At 52.4% G+C, this 17,726-nt stretch carries 15 protein-coding genes; 10 read left to right on the forward strand and 5 right to left on the reverse strand.

The features are described 5' to 3' along the window. The first annotated feature begins 21 nt into the window (after positions 1-21). The 8 genes from tkt to A0W33_RS17960 all read left to right on the forward strand — a co-directional run bounded on the left by tkt (position 22) and on the right by A0W33_RS17960 (position 10,054). Positions 22-2,028 carry a transketolase gene (tkt, locus tag A0W33_RS17925; protein WP_068840219.1) on the forward strand — a complete coding sequence of 669 codons (2,007 nt, stop codon included), beginning with the start codon at positions 22-24 and terminating at the stop codon, positions 2,026-2,028. A gap of 65 nt (positions 2,029-2,093) precedes the next feature. Beyond that, a complete protein-coding gene (locus tag A0W33_RS17930; protein ID WP_068839475.1) occupies positions 2,094-2,549 on the forward strand; it encodes an RpiB/LacA/LacB family sugar-phosphate isomerase in 456 nt (151 codons plus the stop codon). A gap of 3 nt (positions 2,550-2,552) precedes the next feature. Beyond that, positions 2,553-3,668 carry a transaldolase gene (gene tal, locus A0W33_RS17935; RefSeq protein ID WP_068839476.1) on the forward strand — a complete coding sequence of 372 codons (1,116 nt, stop codon included), beginning with the start codon at positions 2,553-2,555 and terminating at the stop codon, positions 3,666-3,668. A gap of 98 nt (positions 3,669-3,766) precedes the next feature. Then, positions 3,767-5,215 (forward strand): NADP-dependent phosphogluconate dehydrogenase, encoded by a 1,449-nt coding sequence (gndA, locus tag A0W33_RS17940; protein ID WP_068840220.1) that lies wholly within the window; start codon positions 3,767-3,769, stop codon positions 5,213-5,215. 114 nt (positions 5,216-5,329) lie between these two features. Continuing rightward, positions 5,330-6,853, forward strand: a complete 1,524-nt coding sequence (gene zwf / locus A0W33_RS17945) for a glucose-6-phosphate dehydrogenase (protein ID WP_068839477.1) — start codon at positions 5,330-5,332, stop codon at positions 6,851-6,853. 10 nt (positions 6,854-6,863) lie between these two features. Then, positions 6,864-7,577 carry a 6-phosphogluconolactonase gene (gene pgl, locus A0W33_RS17950; RefSeq protein ID WP_068839478.1) on the forward strand — a complete coding sequence of 238 codons (714 nt, stop codon included), beginning with the start codon at positions 6,864-6,866 and terminating at the stop codon, positions 7,575-7,577. 228 nt (positions 7,578-7,805) lie between these two features. Then, complete coding sequence (locus tag A0W33_RS17955) at positions 7,806-8,840, forward strand: synaptic vesicle VAT-1 family membrane protein (RefSeq protein WP_082815297.1); 1,035 nt, start codon at positions 7,806-7,808, stop codon at positions 8,838-8,840. A gap of 290 nt (positions 8,841-9,130) precedes the next feature. Next, positions 9,131-10,054 carry a DUF808 domain-containing protein gene (locus A0W33_RS17960; protein ID WP_068839480.1) on the forward strand — a complete coding sequence of 308 codons (924 nt, stop codon included), beginning with the start codon at positions 9,131-9,133 and terminating at the stop codon, positions 10,052-10,054. A gap of 307 nt (positions 10,055-10,361) precedes the next feature. Here the strand turns inward: A0W33_RS17960 and arsM are convergent, their stop codons facing one another. The 4 genes from arsM to A0W33_RS17980 are packed head-to-tail and all read right to left on the reverse strand — an operon-like array spanning position 10,362 to position 13,039. Further along, positions 10,362-11,333, reverse strand: coding sequence for an arsenosugar biosynthesis arsenite methyltransferase ArsM (gene arsM / locus A0W33_RS17965; RefSeq protein WP_172798137.1), 972 nt, complete (start codon positions 11,331-11,333; stop codon positions 10,362-10,364). 37 nt (positions 11,334-11,370) lie between these two features. Then, positions 11,371-11,595, reverse strand: a complete 225-nt coding sequence (locus A0W33_RS21165; protein WP_068839481.1) for a hypothetical protein — start codon at positions 11,593-11,595, stop codon at positions 11,371-11,373. A gap of 37 nt (positions 11,596-11,632) precedes the next feature. Then, positions 11,633-12,700 (reverse strand): arsenosugar biosynthesis radical SAM (seleno)protein ArsS, encoded by a 1,068-nt coding sequence (gene arsS / locus A0W33_RS17975; protein ID WP_068839482.1) that lies wholly within the window; start codon positions 12,698-12,700, stop codon positions 11,633-11,635. A gap of 3 nt (positions 12,701-12,703) precedes the next feature. Next, the gene (locus A0W33_RS17980; RefSeq protein WP_025604788.1) at positions 12,704-13,039 is read right to left on the reverse strand and encodes an arsenosugar biosynthesis-associated peroxidase-like protein; all 336 of its coding nucleotides are present in this window, start codon (positions 13,037-13,039) and stop codon (positions 12,704-12,706) included. A gap of 507 nt (positions 13,040-13,546) precedes the next feature. Between A0W33_RS17980 and ypfJ the strand changes: the two genes are divergently transcribed. Together ypfJ and A0W33_RS17990 are read left to right on the forward strand one after the other, a co-directional pair. Then, complete coding sequence (gene ypfJ, locus A0W33_RS17985) at positions 13,547-14,446, forward strand: KPN_02809 family neutral zinc metallopeptidase (RefSeq protein ID WP_068839483.1); 900 nt, start codon at positions 13,547-13,549, stop codon at positions 14,444-14,446. Between the two features lie 450 nt (positions 14,447-14,896). Next, positions 14,897-15,883, forward strand: a complete 987-nt coding sequence (locus A0W33_RS17990) for an aldo/keto reductase (RefSeq protein WP_068839484.1) — start codon at positions 14,897-14,899, stop codon at positions 15,881-15,883. Between the two features lie 192 nt (positions 15,884-16,075). Here A0W33_RS17990 and mnmE read toward each other — a convergent pair whose 3' ends face one another. Next, on the reverse strand, positions 16,076-17,455 hold the full coding sequence (gene mnmE / locus A0W33_RS17995) for a tRNA uridine-5-carboxymethylaminomethyl(34) synthesis GTPase MnmE (protein ID WP_071890933.1): 1,380 nt from the start codon (positions 17,453-17,455) through the stop codon (positions 16,076-16,078). Between the last annotated feature and the right edge of the window lie 271 nt (positions 17,456-17,726).

A 17,726-nucleotide genomic window follows, 5' to 3' on the forward strand; every position in this document is an offset into this window, starting at 1 on the left:
AAAGCTAAGCAGGAAAGAATTATGCGTACAGAAAATCAGACGCTGGAACAGGAAGGAATTAACACGGTACGGGTTTTAACGGCAGATGCGGTGCAAAAAGCCAACTCGGGTCATCCCGGTATGCCTATGGGGGCAGCCCCGATGGCGCATGTGCTCTGGACGGAGGCCATGCACTACAACCCGCAAAATCCCGATTGGGCGAACCGCGACCGGTTCATTCTTTCTGCCGGCCATGGCAGTTTGCTGCAGTATTGTTTTCTATACTTAACCGGTTACAACCTGTCGCTGGACGATTTAAAAGATTTCCGGCAGTTGCACAGCAAAACCCCCGGGCACCCGGAGTCGGGCATCACGCCTGGCATCGAAATTACCACAGGCCCGCTCGGGCAGGGCTTTGCCAACGGCGTGGGCTTTGCCATTGCGCAACGGCACCTGGCTGCCCGCTACAACAAGCCTGATTTTACGCTGTTCGATTATAAAATCTATGCCATCTGCAGCGACGGCGACCTGATGGAAGGCGTTACGGCGGAAGCAGCCTCGCTGGCCGGACACCTGCAGCTCGGCAACCTCATTTACCTCTACGACGACAACAACATCTCCATTGAGGGAAGCACGGGGCTTGCCTTCAGCGAAGACGTTGGCAAACGCTTTGAAGCTTACCAATGGCATGTGCAGGTGGTGGAGGACGGTAACAACCTGGAGGCACTAGCGCAGGCAATACAGCAGGCACAGGAAGAAACACAGCGCCCGTCGCTCATTAAAGTGCGGACGCAGATTGGGTTTGGCAGCCCCAACAAAGTAGACAAAGCCAGCGCACACGGCTCTCCCTTGGGTGAGGACGAAGTGAAACTGGTGAAAGAGAACCTGGGGTTTGATCCAAGTAAATCCTTTGAGGTGTCGGAGGAGGTACTGCAGTACTATCGGGAGATTGGGGCAAAAGGCACCGCTAAAGAGCAGGAGTGGAATGAGCTGTACCAGGCATACAAACAACAGTACCCGGAGCTTGCCGCAGAATATGAGTTGCTGCGCAGCGGGAAACTGCCGACAGGCTGGAAAGACAACCTGCCGGTTTTTAAACCCAGCGACGGTGAGATGGCCACGCGCAAAGCCTCCGGCAAACTGCTGAACGCCATCGCCGCGAAACTGCCTAACCTGCTGGGTGGCTCGGCTGATCTCTCGCCTTCCACCGGCACCGAACTAAAGGGCTACGATTCCTTTTCGGCGGAAAACCCAGGCGGCAGAAATTTCCACTTCGGCATTCGTGAGCACGCCATGGGTGCCGTGCTGAACGGCATGGCCATCACCAAAGGCCTGTTTGCCTACGGTGCCACCTTTCTCATTTTCTCAGAGTACATGCGGCCCCCGATACGGATGGCCGCCATCATGAAAATTAAGCCGATCTTCATTTACACCCACGACAGCATTGGCCTGGGAGAAGACGGTACCACGCACCAGCCCGTGGAGCAGCTGATATCGTTGCGCTCCATCCCGAACCTGATCGTGCTGCGGCCGGCCGATGCGAACGAGACGGTGCAGGCATGGCGCGTGGCGCTGGAGCATGCCGACGGTCCGGTAGCCCTGGTGCTCACCCGGCAGGAGTTGCCCGTGCTGGACCAGGAGAAGTACACGCCAGCCACCGAACTGGAGCGCGGAGCCTACATTCTCTCAGATGCCGCTGAACCGCAATTGCTCCTGATCGCCACCGGTTCGGAAGTGAGCCTGGTGCTGCAGGCACAGGAAAAGCTGCAGCAGGAAGGCATTGCCGCCCGCGTTATCAGCATGCCCTCGTGGGAGCTGTTTGAGAAGCAGGACGCTGCCTACAAAGAAAAAGTATTTCCTGAAAACCTGCGCAAGCGGCTGGCCGTGGAAGCGGGATCCACCTTGGGCTGGCACAAGTATGTCACAGACGAAGGCAGCATTATCGGCATGACCACCTTCGGCGAATCGGCACCGGCTGAGGAACTTTTTGAGCTCTACGGCTTCACAGTAGACAATGTGGTGAAACAGGCGAAGGCACTGCTTTCCTAACTTCAGGGCAGAAATTGTTCAGGTGAAACGGGAACAGGCAAGTATAAGAGCACAAAGAATTAAAAATGAAAATAGGCATTGCAGCAGATCACGGCGGGTACGCATTAAAGGAAGCAGTACGTCCCTTACTTGAGGAAGCAGGGCACGAGGTGACAGACTATGGCGCCAGAAGTCTTGACGATAAAGATGACTATCCAGATTATGTGATACCGCTGGCAGAAGCAGTTGCCGGAAAGCGGGTTGATCGGGGAATAGCCATCTGCGGAAGCGGCGTGGGGGCATCCATCGCCGCGAATAAAGTGCCCGGTTTGCGGGCTGCGCTGGTGCACGATCATTTCTCGGCACACCAGGGGGTAGAGGATGACGACATGAACATGCTGTGCCTCGGTGGCCGCGTGGTCGGAAACAGCGTGGCTGAAGAACTGATCTTTACCTATTTAGAAGCGAAGTTTACCGGCGAAGAGCGCCATGAGCGAAGGCTAAACAAAGTAAAACACCTAGAAGACAAGTATAAAGGATAAACTATGGAAAAGAACAATGTAAAGCGCATCCACGATTTTGACCAGAGCATCTGGCTCGATTTTATCGACCGCAAGATTATGGATACCGGTGAACTGCAAAAGCTGATAGATGAGGACGGCGTGCGGGGCGTAACTTCCAACCCGGCCATTTTCGAAAAAGCCATCAGCAGCAGCTCTGATTACGATGCCGACATAAAGGAACTAAGCCAGCAGGATCTGAGCAACGAGGATCTGTTCTATAAACTGGCGGTGCGGGACATTAAACGTGCGGCAGATCTTTTTAAGCCGGTGTATGAAGAGGAGGTAAAGGGAGCGGACGGCTACATCAGTCTCGAAGTATCGCCCTACCTTGCCCGTGATACCGAAGGAACCATCCGGCAGGCGCGCGAACTGTGGGAGGCGGTGGACCGCGAAAATGTTATGATTAAGATACCCGGCACGGCAGAAGGCCTGCCCGCCATCCGGACCTGCATCAGCGAAGGCATCAACATCAATGTTACCTTACTTTTCAGCCTCGACCGCTACGAAACAGTGGCCAACGCTTATATTTCGGGCCTGGAGGATCGCCTCGAGAAAAATCAACCCATAGACCACATTGCCTCTGTTGCCAGCTTTTTCCTGAGTCGCATTGATGTGATGGTGGATCCGGTGCTGAAGGAGAATGGCTTGAACGAGCTTTACGGCGAAGTGGCGATTGCCTCGGCAAAAAAAGCCTACGAGATCTACAAGCGTGTATTCAGCAGCGAGCGCTTTAAAAAGCTGGAAGCCAAGGGAGCCAGGCCACAGCGCCTGCTGTGGGCCAGTACCAGCAGCAAGAACCCTGATTTCTCCGACACCAAGTATGTGGAGGCGCTGATCGGGCCAAACACGGTAAACACTATTCCGATGGACACGCTGGAGGCGTTCCGGGATCATGGCCAGGCATCGAACACCCTTGAAAATGATCTGGACAAAGCCACGCGTACCCTGGAGCAGTTAAAGGAAGCTGGCATCGATCTGGAGGATATAACGCAGCGATTGGAAGAAGAAGGAATTGAGAAGTTTAACCAGCCGTATGGGAAACTGCTGGATGCCATCGCGGAGCAAAAGAAGAAAGCGCTCGCCTCCAACAATTCGTGATGGCGTTAAGTACCGCGCCCCTTTATATTCCCGAAGTATGGAGACAGCTTCTGCTGTAGCCATACTTGTATCTTTCCATCGTACCAAAAAAGTATAAGATGAACCCCGAACAAAGCAGCAACACAGGTAACGTTTTCGGCATGATTGGCCTTGGCACCATGGGCCGCAGTTTATTGCTCAACATAGCAGACAGCGGCTTTCCCGTGGCGGGCTACGACAGAAATGCAGAGCAGGTAGATTTTCTGGCGCGGGAAGGTGAGGCTTTCCCCGTTCAGGCCTTTGCCTCGCTTCCTGAATTCGTTTCCAGCCTCAAAACGCCCCGCGCCATTATGATGCTGGTGCCGGCAGGCCCGATTGTGGACAATGTGATCGCCGAAATTCTGCCCTTGCTCGAGAAGGGAGATATTCTGATAGACGGAGGTAATTCACACTTCTCGGATACCACACGTCGAGATGCCGCCCTGAAAGAAGAGGGGTTGCACTTCTTCGGGATGGGTATTTCCGGTGGGGAGGAAGGTGCGCGAAGAGGCCCGAGCATGATGCCTGGCGGTGACACGGAGGCATACCAGGTTATGAAACCTATACTGGAAGCGGTGGCGGCTAAAGTGAATGGAGAGCCCTGTGTAACCTACATCGGACCGGGAGCGGCCGGCCATTTTGTGAAGATGGTGCACAACGGCATTGAGTATGGCATGATGCAGTTGATTGCCGAATCCTACGAAATCATGCGCAAAGGCCTGCAGCTCAAAAATGAAGAGATACACCAGGTGTTTGCGCGCTGGAACAATGGGCGACTGCAATCCTACTTGCTGGAGATAACGCGGGATATATTCACTTACAAAGCCCCCGGCACAGAGCATTTCCACATCGATGATCTGCTTGATATTGCCCGCTCGAAAGGCACCGGCAAATGGACCGCACAGGTGGCCATGGAACTGGAAATACCCGTGCCGACCATAGACATAGCCGTGGCCATGCGCGACCTCTCCAAGTATAAAAAAGTGCGGGTGGAGGCGGATGAACGGTATGCAGCCGATCACCCTAACGCAATTAAAACGGGCAACCGCGAGGAACTGCTGACGCAGCTGGAGCAGGCCTTTTACTTCAGCATGATTGCCACCTACGCCCAAGGCATGCACCTGCTGGCCAAAGCCTCTGTCGATTATGGCTATGAGCTGCAACTGGACCAGATTGCGAAGATTTGGCGGGGCGGGTGTATTATTCGCGCTGCCTTTCTGGAGGATATTTACACGGCGTACCAGCAAAACCCCAAGTTGGCGCACTTGCTGCTCGACCCTCAGGTATTAGCGCTGATGAATGAGACTGCTCCCGGCATGCGGGCGGTGGTGGCGACGGCTGCTTTGTCTGGTGTTGCCACGCCTGCTTTCGCCACCACGCTGGGCTATTTCGACAACTTCCGCAACGGCACCATGCCTTCAAACCTCATTCAGGCGCAGCGCGATTTCTTTGGGGCCCACACCTACGAGGTAATCGGCAAGGAGGGGATCTTTGTGCACACCGACTGGCTGCCAGACGCCCTGGATTAAAGTATACATAGCGCACCGGCAGTACCTGTGCGCTATATATACTTGTTCACTCATACTTCTACTCAAGGCTGAGCTACTTTATCTGCTCCTTCAGCCGTATTCCCATAAAGAAAGATGCATTCAACTAAAACAAAGCAAAAGGCGCAACCAACCATATTTGTCATCTTCGGCGGCACCGGCGATTTGAACAGCCGTAAGCTTGCTCCGGCTATTTATAACCTGTTCCTGGAGAAGTCACTGCCGGCGGATTTTGCCGTTATTGGCACGGGCCGCACCAAACTGTCTGACGAGGAATTCAGAAAAAGTCTGTACGAAGGAATAAACGAGTTTTCGCGCAGGGGAAAGACAGACAAAAAGGATTGGGAGCAGTTTTGCGGGCACATCCATTACCAGATTGCCGACCTGCTGAAGGAAAGCAGCTATGCGGAGCTGAAGAAAAACATTGAGCAGCTTCAAGCGGAGTGGGCCCAGGAAGCGCAGGTGATTTACTACCTGGCGGTTGCGCCGAACTTTTTCCCCGTTATTGCCAGGAACATTGCGCAGCACCAACTGGCCGAAAACTCTGACAATTCCCGCATCGTCATCGAAAAACCTTTCGGGCATGATCTGGAGTCGGCGAGGGAGCTGAATGCCTTGCTTGGGGAGCTGTTCGAGGAGAAGCAGATTTACCGCATCGACCACTACCTCGGCAAAGAGACGGTGCAGAACATCATGGCTTTCCGCTTTGCCAACTCTATGTTTGAGCCGCTCTGGAACCGCAATTACATTGAGCACGTGCAGATATCCGTGACTGAGCGCCTGGGGGTAGGCGACCGCGGCGGGTATTACGAAGGCTCTGGTGCCTTGCGCGATATGGTACAGAACCACCTGCTGCAGTTGCTTTGCCTGGTGGCCATGGAAACCCCAACCAACTTTGGGGCCGAAGAAATCCGCAACCGGAAAGTGGATGTACTGCATGCCATGCGCCGTTTTTCGGCAGAGGAAGTACGCATGAACACTGTGCGCGGGCAGTACGGGCAGGGCTGGATAGAGGGAAAGGAAGTGCCCGGCTACCGGGATGAAACCGGGGTGGACCCGGAGTCAAATACCGAAACCTTTGCCGCGGTAAAATTCTTTATAGACAACTGGCGCTGGCAGGGTATTCCGTTTTACGTGCGCACCGGCAAGCGCCTGCACCAGACGGCTTCCACCATCACCATCCAGTTTAAGGATGTGCCTCACTTTATTTTTCCGCCCGAAACTACGGAGACCTGGCAGCAGAACCGACTCATCATCAGCATTCAACCAGAGATGAGCATCCGGATGCAGTTGCAGGCAAAACGGCCGGGGCTGGAGATGGTGCTGAACACGGTAGATATGGTGTTTGATTACAAAGGCACTTACACGGTGGAAGCACCGGAGGCCTACGAAACGCTGCTGCTCGATACAATGGACGGTGACCAAACACTCTTTATGCGGGCCGACCAGGTGGAGGCTGCGTGGGATTTACTTATGCCCATCCTGCACGCCTGGGAGTCGAAACGCAGCCTAAGCTTTCCGAATTATTCCGCAGATTCCTGGGGGCCTGAAGTAGCCGAGGCGCTGATTGCCCGCGACGGTTTCCATTGGTTTACGCTTCCGGTTAACAACAAGAAATAGAGTCACAAGTATGGTACATGTAGTTGAGGAACCCACAGCATTACTACGGGAGTTGGCTTCTTTCTTTGTTACAAAAGCTAACGAAGCCATCGCAGCGCATGGTGATTTTAATGTAGCCTTATCGGGGGGCAACTCGCCGAAAAAGCTCTATGAATTGCTGGCCTCTGCTGAGCTCAGCAGTCAGGTAGCGTGGGACAAGGTAAACTTTTTCTTCGGCGATGAGCGGCTTTTGCCAGCCGATAGTCCGGATAGCAATGCACTGATGGTACGCAAAGCCTTGTTCGAGCCGCTGCAGATTCCAGAAAATCAAATATTCCAGGTGAACACCACCTTGCCACCGGCGCAGGCCGCCCAAGACTACGCGGAACGTATACAGGCGCAGTTCAGCAGTGCCGATGCAGTTTTTGACCTGGTGCTGTTAGGCTTGGGAGATGATGCGCACACCGCCTCGCTTTTTCCCGGTACTTCTGTGCTGGAGGAGCAGGCGGCAGGTGTAAAGGAAGTATACCTGGAGCAAAAACAAGTGTACCGCATCACCCTCACGGCCCCGCTGATAAACAAAGCAAAAGCCATTGCCTTTCTGGTGTACGGTGCTTCCAAAGCCACTGCTGTGCAGCAGGTGCTGGAAGGGGAGAAGGACACCCATACTTACCCGGCACAACTGATAAAGGGAAACGTACATTGGTTTCTGGACAAGGAGGCTGCCTCATTGTTAAAGAAGTAGTACAAGCAGAAAGATCGGTTTTATACTTGTACAAGTTAACTGGCGCGGATCTTTAGATGCATGACCTGAAATGAACGGGAAGTCTCTGCCTTCACTAGCTTTAAGGAACCAGATGACTAAACAGGCAAAGTATCTTAAGGTATACATTTGCCTAAGCAGCCTTGCTACATACACCAATAGACGCCACCGCTAGGTAAGTATAAATAAATGATTCAACCCAATATTTATATGATTGAACGCCAGGTGTTCCGCATGCCCAAAGCCGGCTCCATTAATGATCTGACACAAGAACGAGAGGATCTTGAGGCGCCCGGACCTGATGAAGTATGCGTGCAGGTGCAGGCTATCGGACTGAACTTTGCAGATATCTTTGCTATGCAGGGGTTGTACAGCGCCACTCCAAAAGGCGCCTTTATACCAGGCCTTGAATTTTCAGGAGTTATAATCGCCGTAGGAGATGCGGTGGCAGAAGTGAAGGTGGGCGACAGGGTGATGGGCGTCACGAAGTTCGGAGGCTATGTATCGCACCTCAACATCAACCACCGCTACGTTATTCCGCTGCCGGACCGCTGGAGCTTTGAGGAAGGGGCCGGGTTCCTGGTACAGGGGCTCACCGCCTATTATGCCCTCACCACCTTAGGCAATTTGCAGCAAGGCATGACGGTGCTGATCCACAGTGCGGCAGGAGGCGTCGGGCTGCTGGCCAACCGTATCTGCAAAAAGTATAATGCCTATACCATCGGCACCGTTGGCAGACCGGAAAAAGTAGCGTTTCTGCACCAGGAAGAGGCGTACGACGCGGTAATTCTCCGCGACAGCGGATTTGCTGATAAGCTGCAAGCGGCACTGGCAGATCGGCCGCTTCACCTGATCATGGAATGCATTGGTGGCAGGGTGCTGGCGCAAGGGTGGAAAGCCCTGGCACCGATGGGCCGGATGGTGGTATATGGCAATGCCAGTTTTGCCAGCCACGGGGCAAGGCCAAACTACCCGCGGCTCCTCTGGCAGTTCCTCCGGCGTCCTAAAATTGATCCGCTGCGCCTGCCCACCGAGAACAAGTCTTTGATGGGCTTTAACCTGATCTACCTATACGAACAGACGGATATGATGCACCAGTTGCTCGGCGAGCTACAGGCACTGCAGCTTAGGCCGCAGCATGTGGGGCAGGTTTTCCCTTTCGAGGCCATGCCTGAAGCCATACGGCTTTTCCAACGTGGCAAAACAGTAGGCAAGGTGGTGGTGCAGACACGTACTTCTGAATAAGAAGGGAATACAAGGTGGAACGAGCTAGCATATCAATAGTATGCCCTATTTCAAAAAGCGCTATTCATCTACTGGAAATTTTGTGTAATATCGCATTGCTGAAGCAGCAGAAAGTATAAAGTCAGCTGTTACCTGGCTTCCTACAACAGGTACAACTTACTCTTTCTACTACCTGTATCTATAGAAGCCACAAGTATAAATTTGCGAAAGCGTTAAGCATCACGTTGCAGGAAATTGATTTGCTGCACTGATAAGTATAAACCTATTAATTCTAAAACTTCAACTATATAATGGCTACCGGACTTCTTGCTCTTTTAGATGATATTTCTGCCCTTGTAAAAGTTAGTGCAGCAACCCTAGATGATGTGCCTACTCAGGTTGCAAAAACAACGGGCAAAGTTTCCGGGATCGTGATAGATGATACGGCGGTGACACCAAAGTACGTGGTGGGCCTGGACCCTTCGCGGGAGCTTTCCATTATTTTTCAGATAGCAAAGAAGTCGCTCATCAACAAAATTTTACTTTTAAGCCCGGCGGCACTTATACTTGGTTTTTTTGCGCCATGGGCGATCGTACCTATTCTGATGCTGGGAGGTGCGTATCTGTGTTACGAAGGGTATGAGAAAGTGCACTCCATGTTCAGTTCACATGTTTCAGAAACTGTCCAGAACGTAGCCGCTGGTTTGGAAGTCATCACACCCGAAGAACTGGAAAAGGAACGGGTGAAAGGAGCTGTGCGTACCGATTTAATTCTTTCCGCTGAAATTGTGGCCATTACGTACGCCACAGTGGCTGACAGCCCTCTGGTTACTCAAATTGCAGTGTTGCTGGCTGTGGCCATACTTATAACCGTGGCTGTTTACGGCTTTGTTGGTTTAATCGTGAAAGCGGATGATTTAGGTGTGCACATGGCCAAAGAGAACAACAGCGCGCAGGTTCGCAGTGTCGGCCGTGGCATTGTCACCTTTATGCCCCATTTCCTGAAGATCCTGGGCTTTGTCGGAACGGCAGCTATGCTGTGGGTAGGCGCAGAGATCATAGCGCACGGTATTCCGTTTACCAGCCACGCCCTGGATAACCTGGAACATGCCCTTGCCAACATCCCTGCTCTTGCCTGGTTTACGAAAGCAGTGGCCTGCGGGATTGGCGGCCTGATCTTAGGTTTTATCATAGATAGGATTTTGGTGCTGGGGCGCAAGATCTTTAAAAAGTAGAAGTGATTGGGAAGTACAGACCCTACTAAAGCCTGGTCGCTTTTAAGTGGTGAACGCCTACTGCTTCTTCAAACGTGATGCTTGTTGTACCACAAAGTATAACCATCAAAATCAAGAGGCATCAAAAAGCCATCTGTCACGACATGGTAGCAGGTGGCTTTTTTGTTGCTGCTAAGTTTCCTCCAAAATTATCTTCTCGCTACTAAGATGCCTTCACTTGATTTATTCAGCTGAAACTACACCCATCCAGCAGCAGAGCTTTCTCTGGGAGTCTTATCAAGTTTCAAAATCTATCAAAGCAGGTGTTTTAACAACATCCCCCTCCGTCGTAAAACCAGGTAGATCCGGTGATGAAGATGTCCTGGCGGCCCAGGTTTTCCAGTGCCTTTGCTGTTTTGTCGCACACAGCCAGTGGCTGGTTGTGCAGCAGGGTATGTCCTTTTCCGTCGTCAAAGAAGCTCTCCCCGCCAAAGTAAATGGCATGCTTGCCTGTAAAAACACAAGGGCCATCAGCCGGCATAGGGTCTTTGATGGCGCAGATCTCCACGCTTTCGATAAAGATGGTCTGTTCGGTGTCGTACTGGCCGGGAGCCAATACGCGGTAGGGGCGTCTTGCCCGTACCTCCACGGTACCAAAGCCAATGCCCGTCAGCACGTCGAGGTACTCCTGCAGCGGCATGGCGCCGCTAAGGCAGAGCGCGCGGAGGCGGTCGTCGTTGCGCAGGCTTTCAGGCATGGCATCCTCACTCGTTGGGTCAGAAAGCACGAGCCTGCCGTGCGGCTTCAGCACCCGGTACATTTCCCTAAGAGCCACTTCCAGTTCTTCTTTCTTGAAAATATTGAACAGGCAGTTCTGGGCGGCCACATCCACCGATTCGTCTTCCACGGGCAGTTGCAGGGCATCGCCATAGCGCAATTCCACAAAGTCCCGGTCAAACCAACTGTTCTTCCCGGCGGCAAGCTGCAGGTTCTCGTCACAGACTTCGAGCATTCGGTCCACCGGGTCTACGCCGATCACGGCACCTGGCCGGCGGGTAAAGTAGGAGAACTGCAGCAGCTCCATTCCGCCGCCAACGCCCACATAAAGCACGGTGGGAGCATGGCTCAGGTCGCGCGGGTTTACAGTTGAGCCGCAGCCGTAGTTCATCTCCAGCATTTTGGAGGGAACAGTCAGGTCTGGCAGTTGCCATACCGGTGTTGTGGTGCAGCATAGTCCCTTTTGTGGCGTATTGGCCGCATCTTCGTACACAAGTTTTGCCGCCTCTAAATAGTCGCTCATCTATAGTTGGGTTAGTTGAAATAATGGGTACAGTAAATTATTGCAGAAAATAAGTTGTCAAAAGCCAGTAGCTAAGGCCGGCGCAGACCACAGCCACGTGCAGCGTCAGTAGCCAGGAAAGCAGTATGCCCGAGAATGTTTTGTAGTTGGCTTTTCCTGTTACGGTGCCGCTCCCAAAAAGCATGGCCTCTCCTTTGAAGTTGTCGTTGGTGCCATTGCTGAACGCCAGAAAGCAAGCTGCCAGGAATAAAAGTATAACCATATCAGAACCTTTATTAAATCCGTAACGCGCGTTCCGGTTACTTCACCGTTTCGCCCCCGCAGCTCGACCCGGCTCCGGCAGTGCAACCGTAACAATGCTGGTTCAGCACAATAGAGCGTGCATCCAAAGCGGCGGCGTCAAAATCGCGGATGTGCCGTGGCGACCCCAGGGCGACTTCCAGTTCCAGCATCTGGTTGAAATCGCAGTCGTAGAGGGAACCATCCCACCCCACGGAGACCGTGTTGCGGCACATCACGCCCGCTGCAGCCACCGGGTTAAAGGCATTCACCAGTTTCTCCATGTAGGCGTCGTAGTTGCCGCTTTGCACAAGGTAATCCAGAAAGCGGCTGATGGGCAGGTTAGTAATGCAGAACAGGTTGTGAAATGAAATATTGTAGCCGCTGCGCAGCCTGCGCTTAAACTCGGCCTCCAGCGAAGCCTGAGCGCTTGGCAGGAAAGCACCCGATGGGTTGTACACCAGGTCCAGTTGCAGATGGCTTCCTTCCAGCCCGTAGCCTTCGGCATTGAGCAGCTGCAGCGCCTTGATGGACTTCTCGAACACCCCATCACCCCGTTGGGCATCGGTGCGGGACGCCTGGAAATAAGGAAGCGAGGATACCACGTGTACCCCATGCTGCCTGAAGAAAGCGGGCAGGTCGTGGTATTTTTTGTTGGCAAGTATAATGGTGAGGTTGCAGCGCACGATCACCTGCCGGCCCAGCCTGGAGAGTTCCTCCACAAACCACCGGAAGTCAGGGTTCATTTCGGGAGCGCCACCTGTCAGATCCACGGTTGTGATGTCAGGGGAGTGCTGCAGGGCATCCAGGCACAGTTGCATGGTATCGCGTGTCATGATCTCCTTACGGTCAGGGCCAGCATCCACGTGGCAGTGCTTGCAGGTTTGGTTGCACATCTTGCCCATGTTCACCTGCAGAATGGTGGTTCCGGTGGGTTTTAACGGGAAAAGATCGTGTTCCTGCAGGCGTCTGGCAAAAGCCGGAAACTGTGTTCCGTGCTGCGTTGGCGCCTGTAGTACTGTTAATTGAAATGAGGAATTGGCCAGTTCATGCTGCTGCCCTTTAAGTGATTTTACCGTAGATCCCATAGGCTACATCGTGAGCTCTTTTATCTTATTCATCATCTGCACCCCATGCACCAGCGCAGCCCCCCCTTTAATAGCGGCGGCTACGTGCACGGCTTCCATCATCTGGTTCTCGTCGGCACCTTTCTCCAGGCAGTCGGTGCTGTAGGCATCAATACAATAGGGGCACTGTACCGCATGCGACACAGCCAGCGCGATAAGCGCCTTCTCCCGTGCTGTCAGGGCGCCCTCCTTGAACACCTCTCCGTAATAATCGAAGAATTTGCGGCCCATTTCTGGCTGCAGTTCGGATATATTTCCAAATTTTGAGAGATCAGCTGGGTTATAGTAGGTCTTTTCCATACGTATAGTAGGTTTGATGTTATAAGAGATAAGTTTTTTGGAAGTGAAAGGTTTAATATTTCTGCGACAGCTTCACATTAGAAGCTTTATTTATCAGTCCGAAACTTTGCGTACAGCTGTCCTCATTTCAGTTGAATGCTTGAAGTTAGCCTGTAATAACACACGGTGCAGCATGCAAAAGTAGTTTTAAGTAACCGGCTCCAACAATTAAAACAGCGCTGCCAGCAACTTTAACGTATCCGAACTTCTTCAGTGCTTCCTGACCGACAGCTTCAACAATAAATTCAGGTGCTATCTCTTTTAATAATACTCCAGAAACTCATCGGAAGCAAGCAAAAGAAGGCATAGCTAACACAGCTGCACACCGGTACCGGCCTTTGGGGCTAAATCCTGCACATCCAACTGAAGCCGCCTGCCGTTATACTGTTCGGATGTAGGAATGCATCACAGTGAAACAGTGAAAAACCAGCAAGTGCAGGAGCAAGCACTTCATTAAAACATCACTATATGAAATGGCGAGGCAGAAGAAAAAGCAGCAATGTAGAAGACCGTAGAGGGCAATCAGCAGGCGGTTTTGGAGGTGGCAGAGGCATCAGCCCGATGCTGCTCATCCCTTTGTTCCGGTTCCTCTTCTCGAAAGTGGGGCTCGTAGTACTGGCAGTGCTGGCGCTGCTGTTCATTATAACAGGAACGAGCCCCCTGACGCTCCTGCAGCAGTTTGTGGGAGGGGAACCGCAGTATGCCCAGTCAACTGAGTACCAGCCAGGCCCGGTAGAGCAGGAGTTGGCCGAACAGACGAAAGTGGTGCTTGCTGATACCGAAGACGTCTGGAACAGGATGATAGACGGGTACAGAGAACCGACCCTGGTGCTGTTTTCGGGGCAGGTCAACTCAGCCTGCGGAACAGCTTCTTCTGCCTCAGGTCCTTTTTACTGCCCCGGCGATGAAAAACTGTACATCGATCTTTCCTTTTTTAGCGAGATGGAGCGCAAGCTTGGTGCTGGAGGGGACTTTGCGCAGGCTTATGTGGTGGGCCATGAGGTGGGGCACCACATACAGAAGCTTACGGGTACTCTGGAGCAGGTAAATGCCATGCGGGGCCAACTATCCGAAGTGGAATTTAACAAGCTGATGGTACGGGTAGAGCTGCAGGCTGATTTCTACGCTGGTGTCTGGGCGCACCATACGCAAAAAACGAAAGGGTTTATGGAGACCGGCGACCTGGAAGAAGCTCTGAATGCAGCCAGTGCCATCGGCGATGACCGCCTTCAAAAGCAATCCACGGGAAGGGTGGTGCCCGACTCCTTCACACACGGCACCTCAGCCCAAAGAGTCCGCTGGTTCAGAAAAGGCTTCGAGACCGGCGATGTGTCGCAGGGGGATACTTTTAACGCCGCGGAGCTGTAGTTAAGTTGATTTACACATGTAGTAAATAAATAAAGCCTCTCCATTTTCGGAGGGGCTCTATGTTTTAGTTATACTGCTTGTACTAGCGAAGGAGCCATTATGTAAGAATAGGAATGCACTTGAAAATTACTGGAACAAGCTACTGTTGTTAGCACCAAACGTTCCCGGGACCTTCGGACACCGCGAGGTCTTAAGATCAGGCGGTATCGGTAAGACCTCGCAGCGTACGCAGCTCCTGCGAGCGTCTGGCTTGAAAGCGAAAAAGTGAAACTGCCCTTCCCAATTTTCTTCTTCTTCACATATTGAATAAAAGCCTGAGAATACGAATGGCTGCAAATTCTATCGTGCACAAACGGGCCAAAACAGAACCCTTCAACCAACGCACCTGATTTTAGGTAAACAGCTTATTAGGCTTTTATTTATTTTAGCATTGACTCTATTCAAAGTAATATGAACTACAGAAAACTAGGAAAAACAGGATTCAACATATCAGAAGTTTCATTAGGTACCTGGCAGGTAGGAGGCCGCTGGGGAGAACCTTTCAACGAGGCGAACGCTGCGCGCATCATCAACAAAGCCATAGACCAGGGTGTCAATTTTATTGATACCGCTGATGTTTACAGCGACAGGGAAAGTGAGGCAGCTGTAGCGAAGGCGGTGAAAAGTAGAAGCGAAGAAGTTTACATCGCCACCAAGTGCGGAAGGCAAATTCAGCCGCACACCAATGAGGGCTATACACCCGAAAAGCTCATCAGCTATGTAGAAGCCAGCCTCAAGAATATGAAACTTGAAACGCTGGACCTGATTCAACTGCATTGTCCGCCGACGGAAGTTTACAAAAGACCAGAAATTTTTGGAACCTTCGAGCGGCTGAAGGAGCAGGGGAAAATACGTCATCTAGGTGTAAGTGTGGAGATGGTGGACGAAGCGCTGCTGGCCATGCAGTACCCCAACGTGACGACGGTGCAGATCATTTACAATATGTTCCGCCTGAAGCCAAGTGAGAAGTTTTTTGCCGCTGCGAAAGAAAACAACTGCGGCATTATTGTGCGTGTGCCACTGGCCAGCGGCTTGCTCACAGGCAAAATGAGCAAAGGCACACAGTTTGGCGTAGACGATCACCGCCACTTTAACCGCAACGGCGAAGCCTTTGATAAGGGAGAGACTTTCTCCGGAGTAGATTTTGATTTAGGCCTGGAAGCGGTAGGGAAACTGAAGCAGCTGTTTCCGGGACAGGAGCCTTTGGCGGCATGGGCGCTACGGTGGGTGCTGATGTTCCCGGAAGTAAGTACCGTTATTCCAGGTGCCTCTAAGCCGGAGCAGGTTGATGCTAATATAAAGGCTTCCGGACTACCTGCACTTTCAGAGGAACAGATGCAGGGGGTGCGTCAGGTATATGAAAAGTATATCAAACCCTCGGTGCACCAGCTTTGGTAGAAAAGGTACGTTTATAAATTGTCAAAGCCGCTCCCCTGTGCTTTTATTAAAGGGGAGCGGCTTTTTCTTTGTTTCCTTTGTAAGGGAGTAGCGGGCTTTATTTTGAACAACAACCCTATACTAAGGAAATTATCAGTGAAAAGGGAATTAGAGAAGCCGCACTAATCATGTCCACAGCACCTTCCCCTAGTTTTATTTGCCGATGCAGAACTTTGTGAAAATGTTCTCCAGCAGATCGTCTGTGGTGATCTCACCGGTAATCTCACCTAATGAATAAAGCGCACGGCGGATGTCGGCAGCTACCAGGTCGTTGCTGATGCCGAGGGCAAGGCCCTGGAGCACGTCGTCGAGCGCAGCGTAGGTTTTGTTCAGGCTATCGACGTGGCGCAGGTTGGTGACAATGGTCTGGCTTTGGGTGTTGAGCTTGCCGAGGTTCACTTTCTCTACCAGCGCCTGCTTCAGCTCGTCGAGATTGGCACCTTCGGCCGCAGAGATGGTCACGAGGCCGTCTATACTTGCAAAGGCAGCCAGCTTCTCTTCCGATGCCTGGTCGATCTTGTTTGCAACGGCAACGATAGGCAGCTTCTTCGGGTTCAGCCTGTCCAGTTCGGCCTGCACCTCTTCTGCTGTCACTTCCATCATATCAAACAGGTAAATGATCAGCGACGACTGGCTCAGCTTCTGCATGGTGCGCTCCACGCCCATGGCCTCTACTTTGTCTGTGGTTTCGCGCAGACCAGCGGTATCAATAAAACGGAAGGTGATGCCGCTGATGCTGATCTCATCCTCAATAAAATCGCGCGTGGTACCCGGCACATCCGATACAATAGCTTTCTCCTCATTCAGCAGCTTGTTCAGCAGGGTCGACTTTCCCGCATTCGGGTTGCCTACAATCACAGTCGGCACGCCATTCTTGATCACGTTGCCCAACTCAAATGACTTCAGCAGTTCCCGGATAATTGCCTGAATATTGCTGATCAGCGTACGCAACTGGTCGCGGTCAGCAAACTCCACGTCTTCTTCCCCAAAGTCCAACTCCAGTTCTATCATCGAGGCGAAATGCACTAACTCGGCCCTCAGGCGCTTGATCTCCTGTGAAAACCCGCCGCGCATCTGCTTCATCGCCACCTCATGAGAAAGGGCTGAGTCAGACGAGATAAGATCAGCTACGGCCTCGGCCTGCGCCAGATCGAATTGCCCGTTCAGGAAAGCACGCTTCGTAAACTCCCCAGCATTGGCGAGGCGCGCTCCGCGCTTCAGGAGCAGTTGCACAATCTGCTGCACAATATAATCAGAGCCGTGGCAGGAGATTTCCACCACGTTTTCCTTGGTGTAGGAGTAAGGCGCCACAAACAGCGACACCAGCACTTCGTCCAGCACCTTCTCCCCGTCGCGAATGGTGCCGAAGTGGATGGTATGGCTGGCTTGCTTTGCCAGGTCTTTGCCTTTAAACACAGATTTGCTGATGGATATAGCTTCCTGTCCAGATAGACGGATGACGGCGATGGCACCCATGCCGGAGGCAGTGGCCACAGCTACAATGGTATCGTTGGTGCGCGTGGAGTGAATCAAAACAAGTATAAATGTTGCGTGTGCAAAATTACGAAAAATTTAGTGGCTGCTGGCTTGTCTGTTTGAAGCGGCGCGTTTTACCCCTCCCCAGCCTTCCCCTAAAACAGGGGAGAGAGTTCTGCGGTATCGTATCCAACCACCCCCAGCCCCTCCTTGTCTAAGGAGGGGAGTTTCCTTTTAGCTTTTGGCTGAAGTATGAATCGCGAGCAGTTATATAGCTTAATCGTACTTAAAAACTCCCCTCTTGGGAGGGGCGGGGGGGGGTTACCCT

The organism is Pontibacter akesuensis, assembly GCF_001611675.1.
In the GTDB taxonomy this organism is placed as follows: domain Bacteria; phylum Bacteroidota; class Bacteroidia; order Cytophagales; family Hymenobacteraceae; genus Pontibacter; species Pontibacter akesuensis.

Excerpts from the sequence above, each read along its gene's own strand:
- pgl (WP_068839478.1), top strand. The coding sequence starts at position 6,864 with ATGGTACATGTAGTTGAGGAACCCACAGCATTACTACGGGAGTTGGCT.
- arsM (WP_172798137.1), bottom strand. The coding sequence starts at position 11,333 with ATGAGCGACTATTTAGAGGCGGCAAAACTTGTGTACGAAGATGCGGCC.
- A0W33_RS17930 (WP_068839475.1), top strand. The coding sequence starts at position 2,094 with ATGAAAATAGGCATTGCAGCAGATCACGGCGGGTACGCATTAAAGGAA.
- A0W33_RS17980 (WP_025604788.1), bottom strand. The coding sequence starts at position 13,039 with ATGGAAAAGACCTACTATAACCCAGCTGATCTCTCAAAATTTGGAAAT.
- A0W33_RS17990 (WP_068839484.1), top strand. The coding sequence starts at position 14,897 with ATGAACTACAGAAAACTAGGAAAAACAGGATTCAACATATCAGAAGTT.
- A0W33_RS17955 (WP_082815297.1), top strand. The coding sequence starts at position 7,806 with ATGATTGAACGCCAGGTGTTCCGCATGCCCAAAGCCGGCTCCATTAAT.
- tal (WP_068839476.1), top strand. The coding sequence starts at position 2,553 with ATGGAAAAGAACAATGTAAAGCGCATCCACGATTTTGACCAGAGCATC.
- gndA (WP_068840220.1), top strand. The coding sequence starts at position 3,767 with ATGAACCCCGAACAAAGCAGCAACACAGGTAACGTTTTCGGCATGATT.
- ypfJ (WP_068839483.1), top strand. The coding sequence starts at position 13,547 with ATGAAATGGCGAGGCAGAAGAAAAAGCAGCAATGTAGAAGACCGTAGA.
- zwf (WP_068839477.1), top strand. The coding sequence starts at position 5,330 with ATGCATTCAACTAAAACAAAGCAAAAGGCGCAACCAACCATATTTGTC.
- A0W33_RS17960 (WP_068839480.1), top strand. The coding sequence starts at position 9,131 with ATGGCTACCGGACTTCTTGCTCTTTTAGATGATATTTCTGCCCTTGTA.
- tkt (WP_068840219.1), top strand. The coding sequence starts at position 22 with ATGCGTACAGAAAATCAGACGCTGGAACAGGAAGGAATTAACACGGTA.
- A0W33_RS21165 (WP_068839481.1), bottom strand. The coding sequence starts at position 11,595 with ATGGTTATACTTTTATTCCTGGCAGCTTGCTTTCTGGCGTTCAGCAAT.
- arsS (WP_068839482.1), bottom strand. The coding sequence starts at position 12,700 with ATGGGATCTACGGTAAAATCACTTAAAGGGCAGCAGCATGAACTGGCC.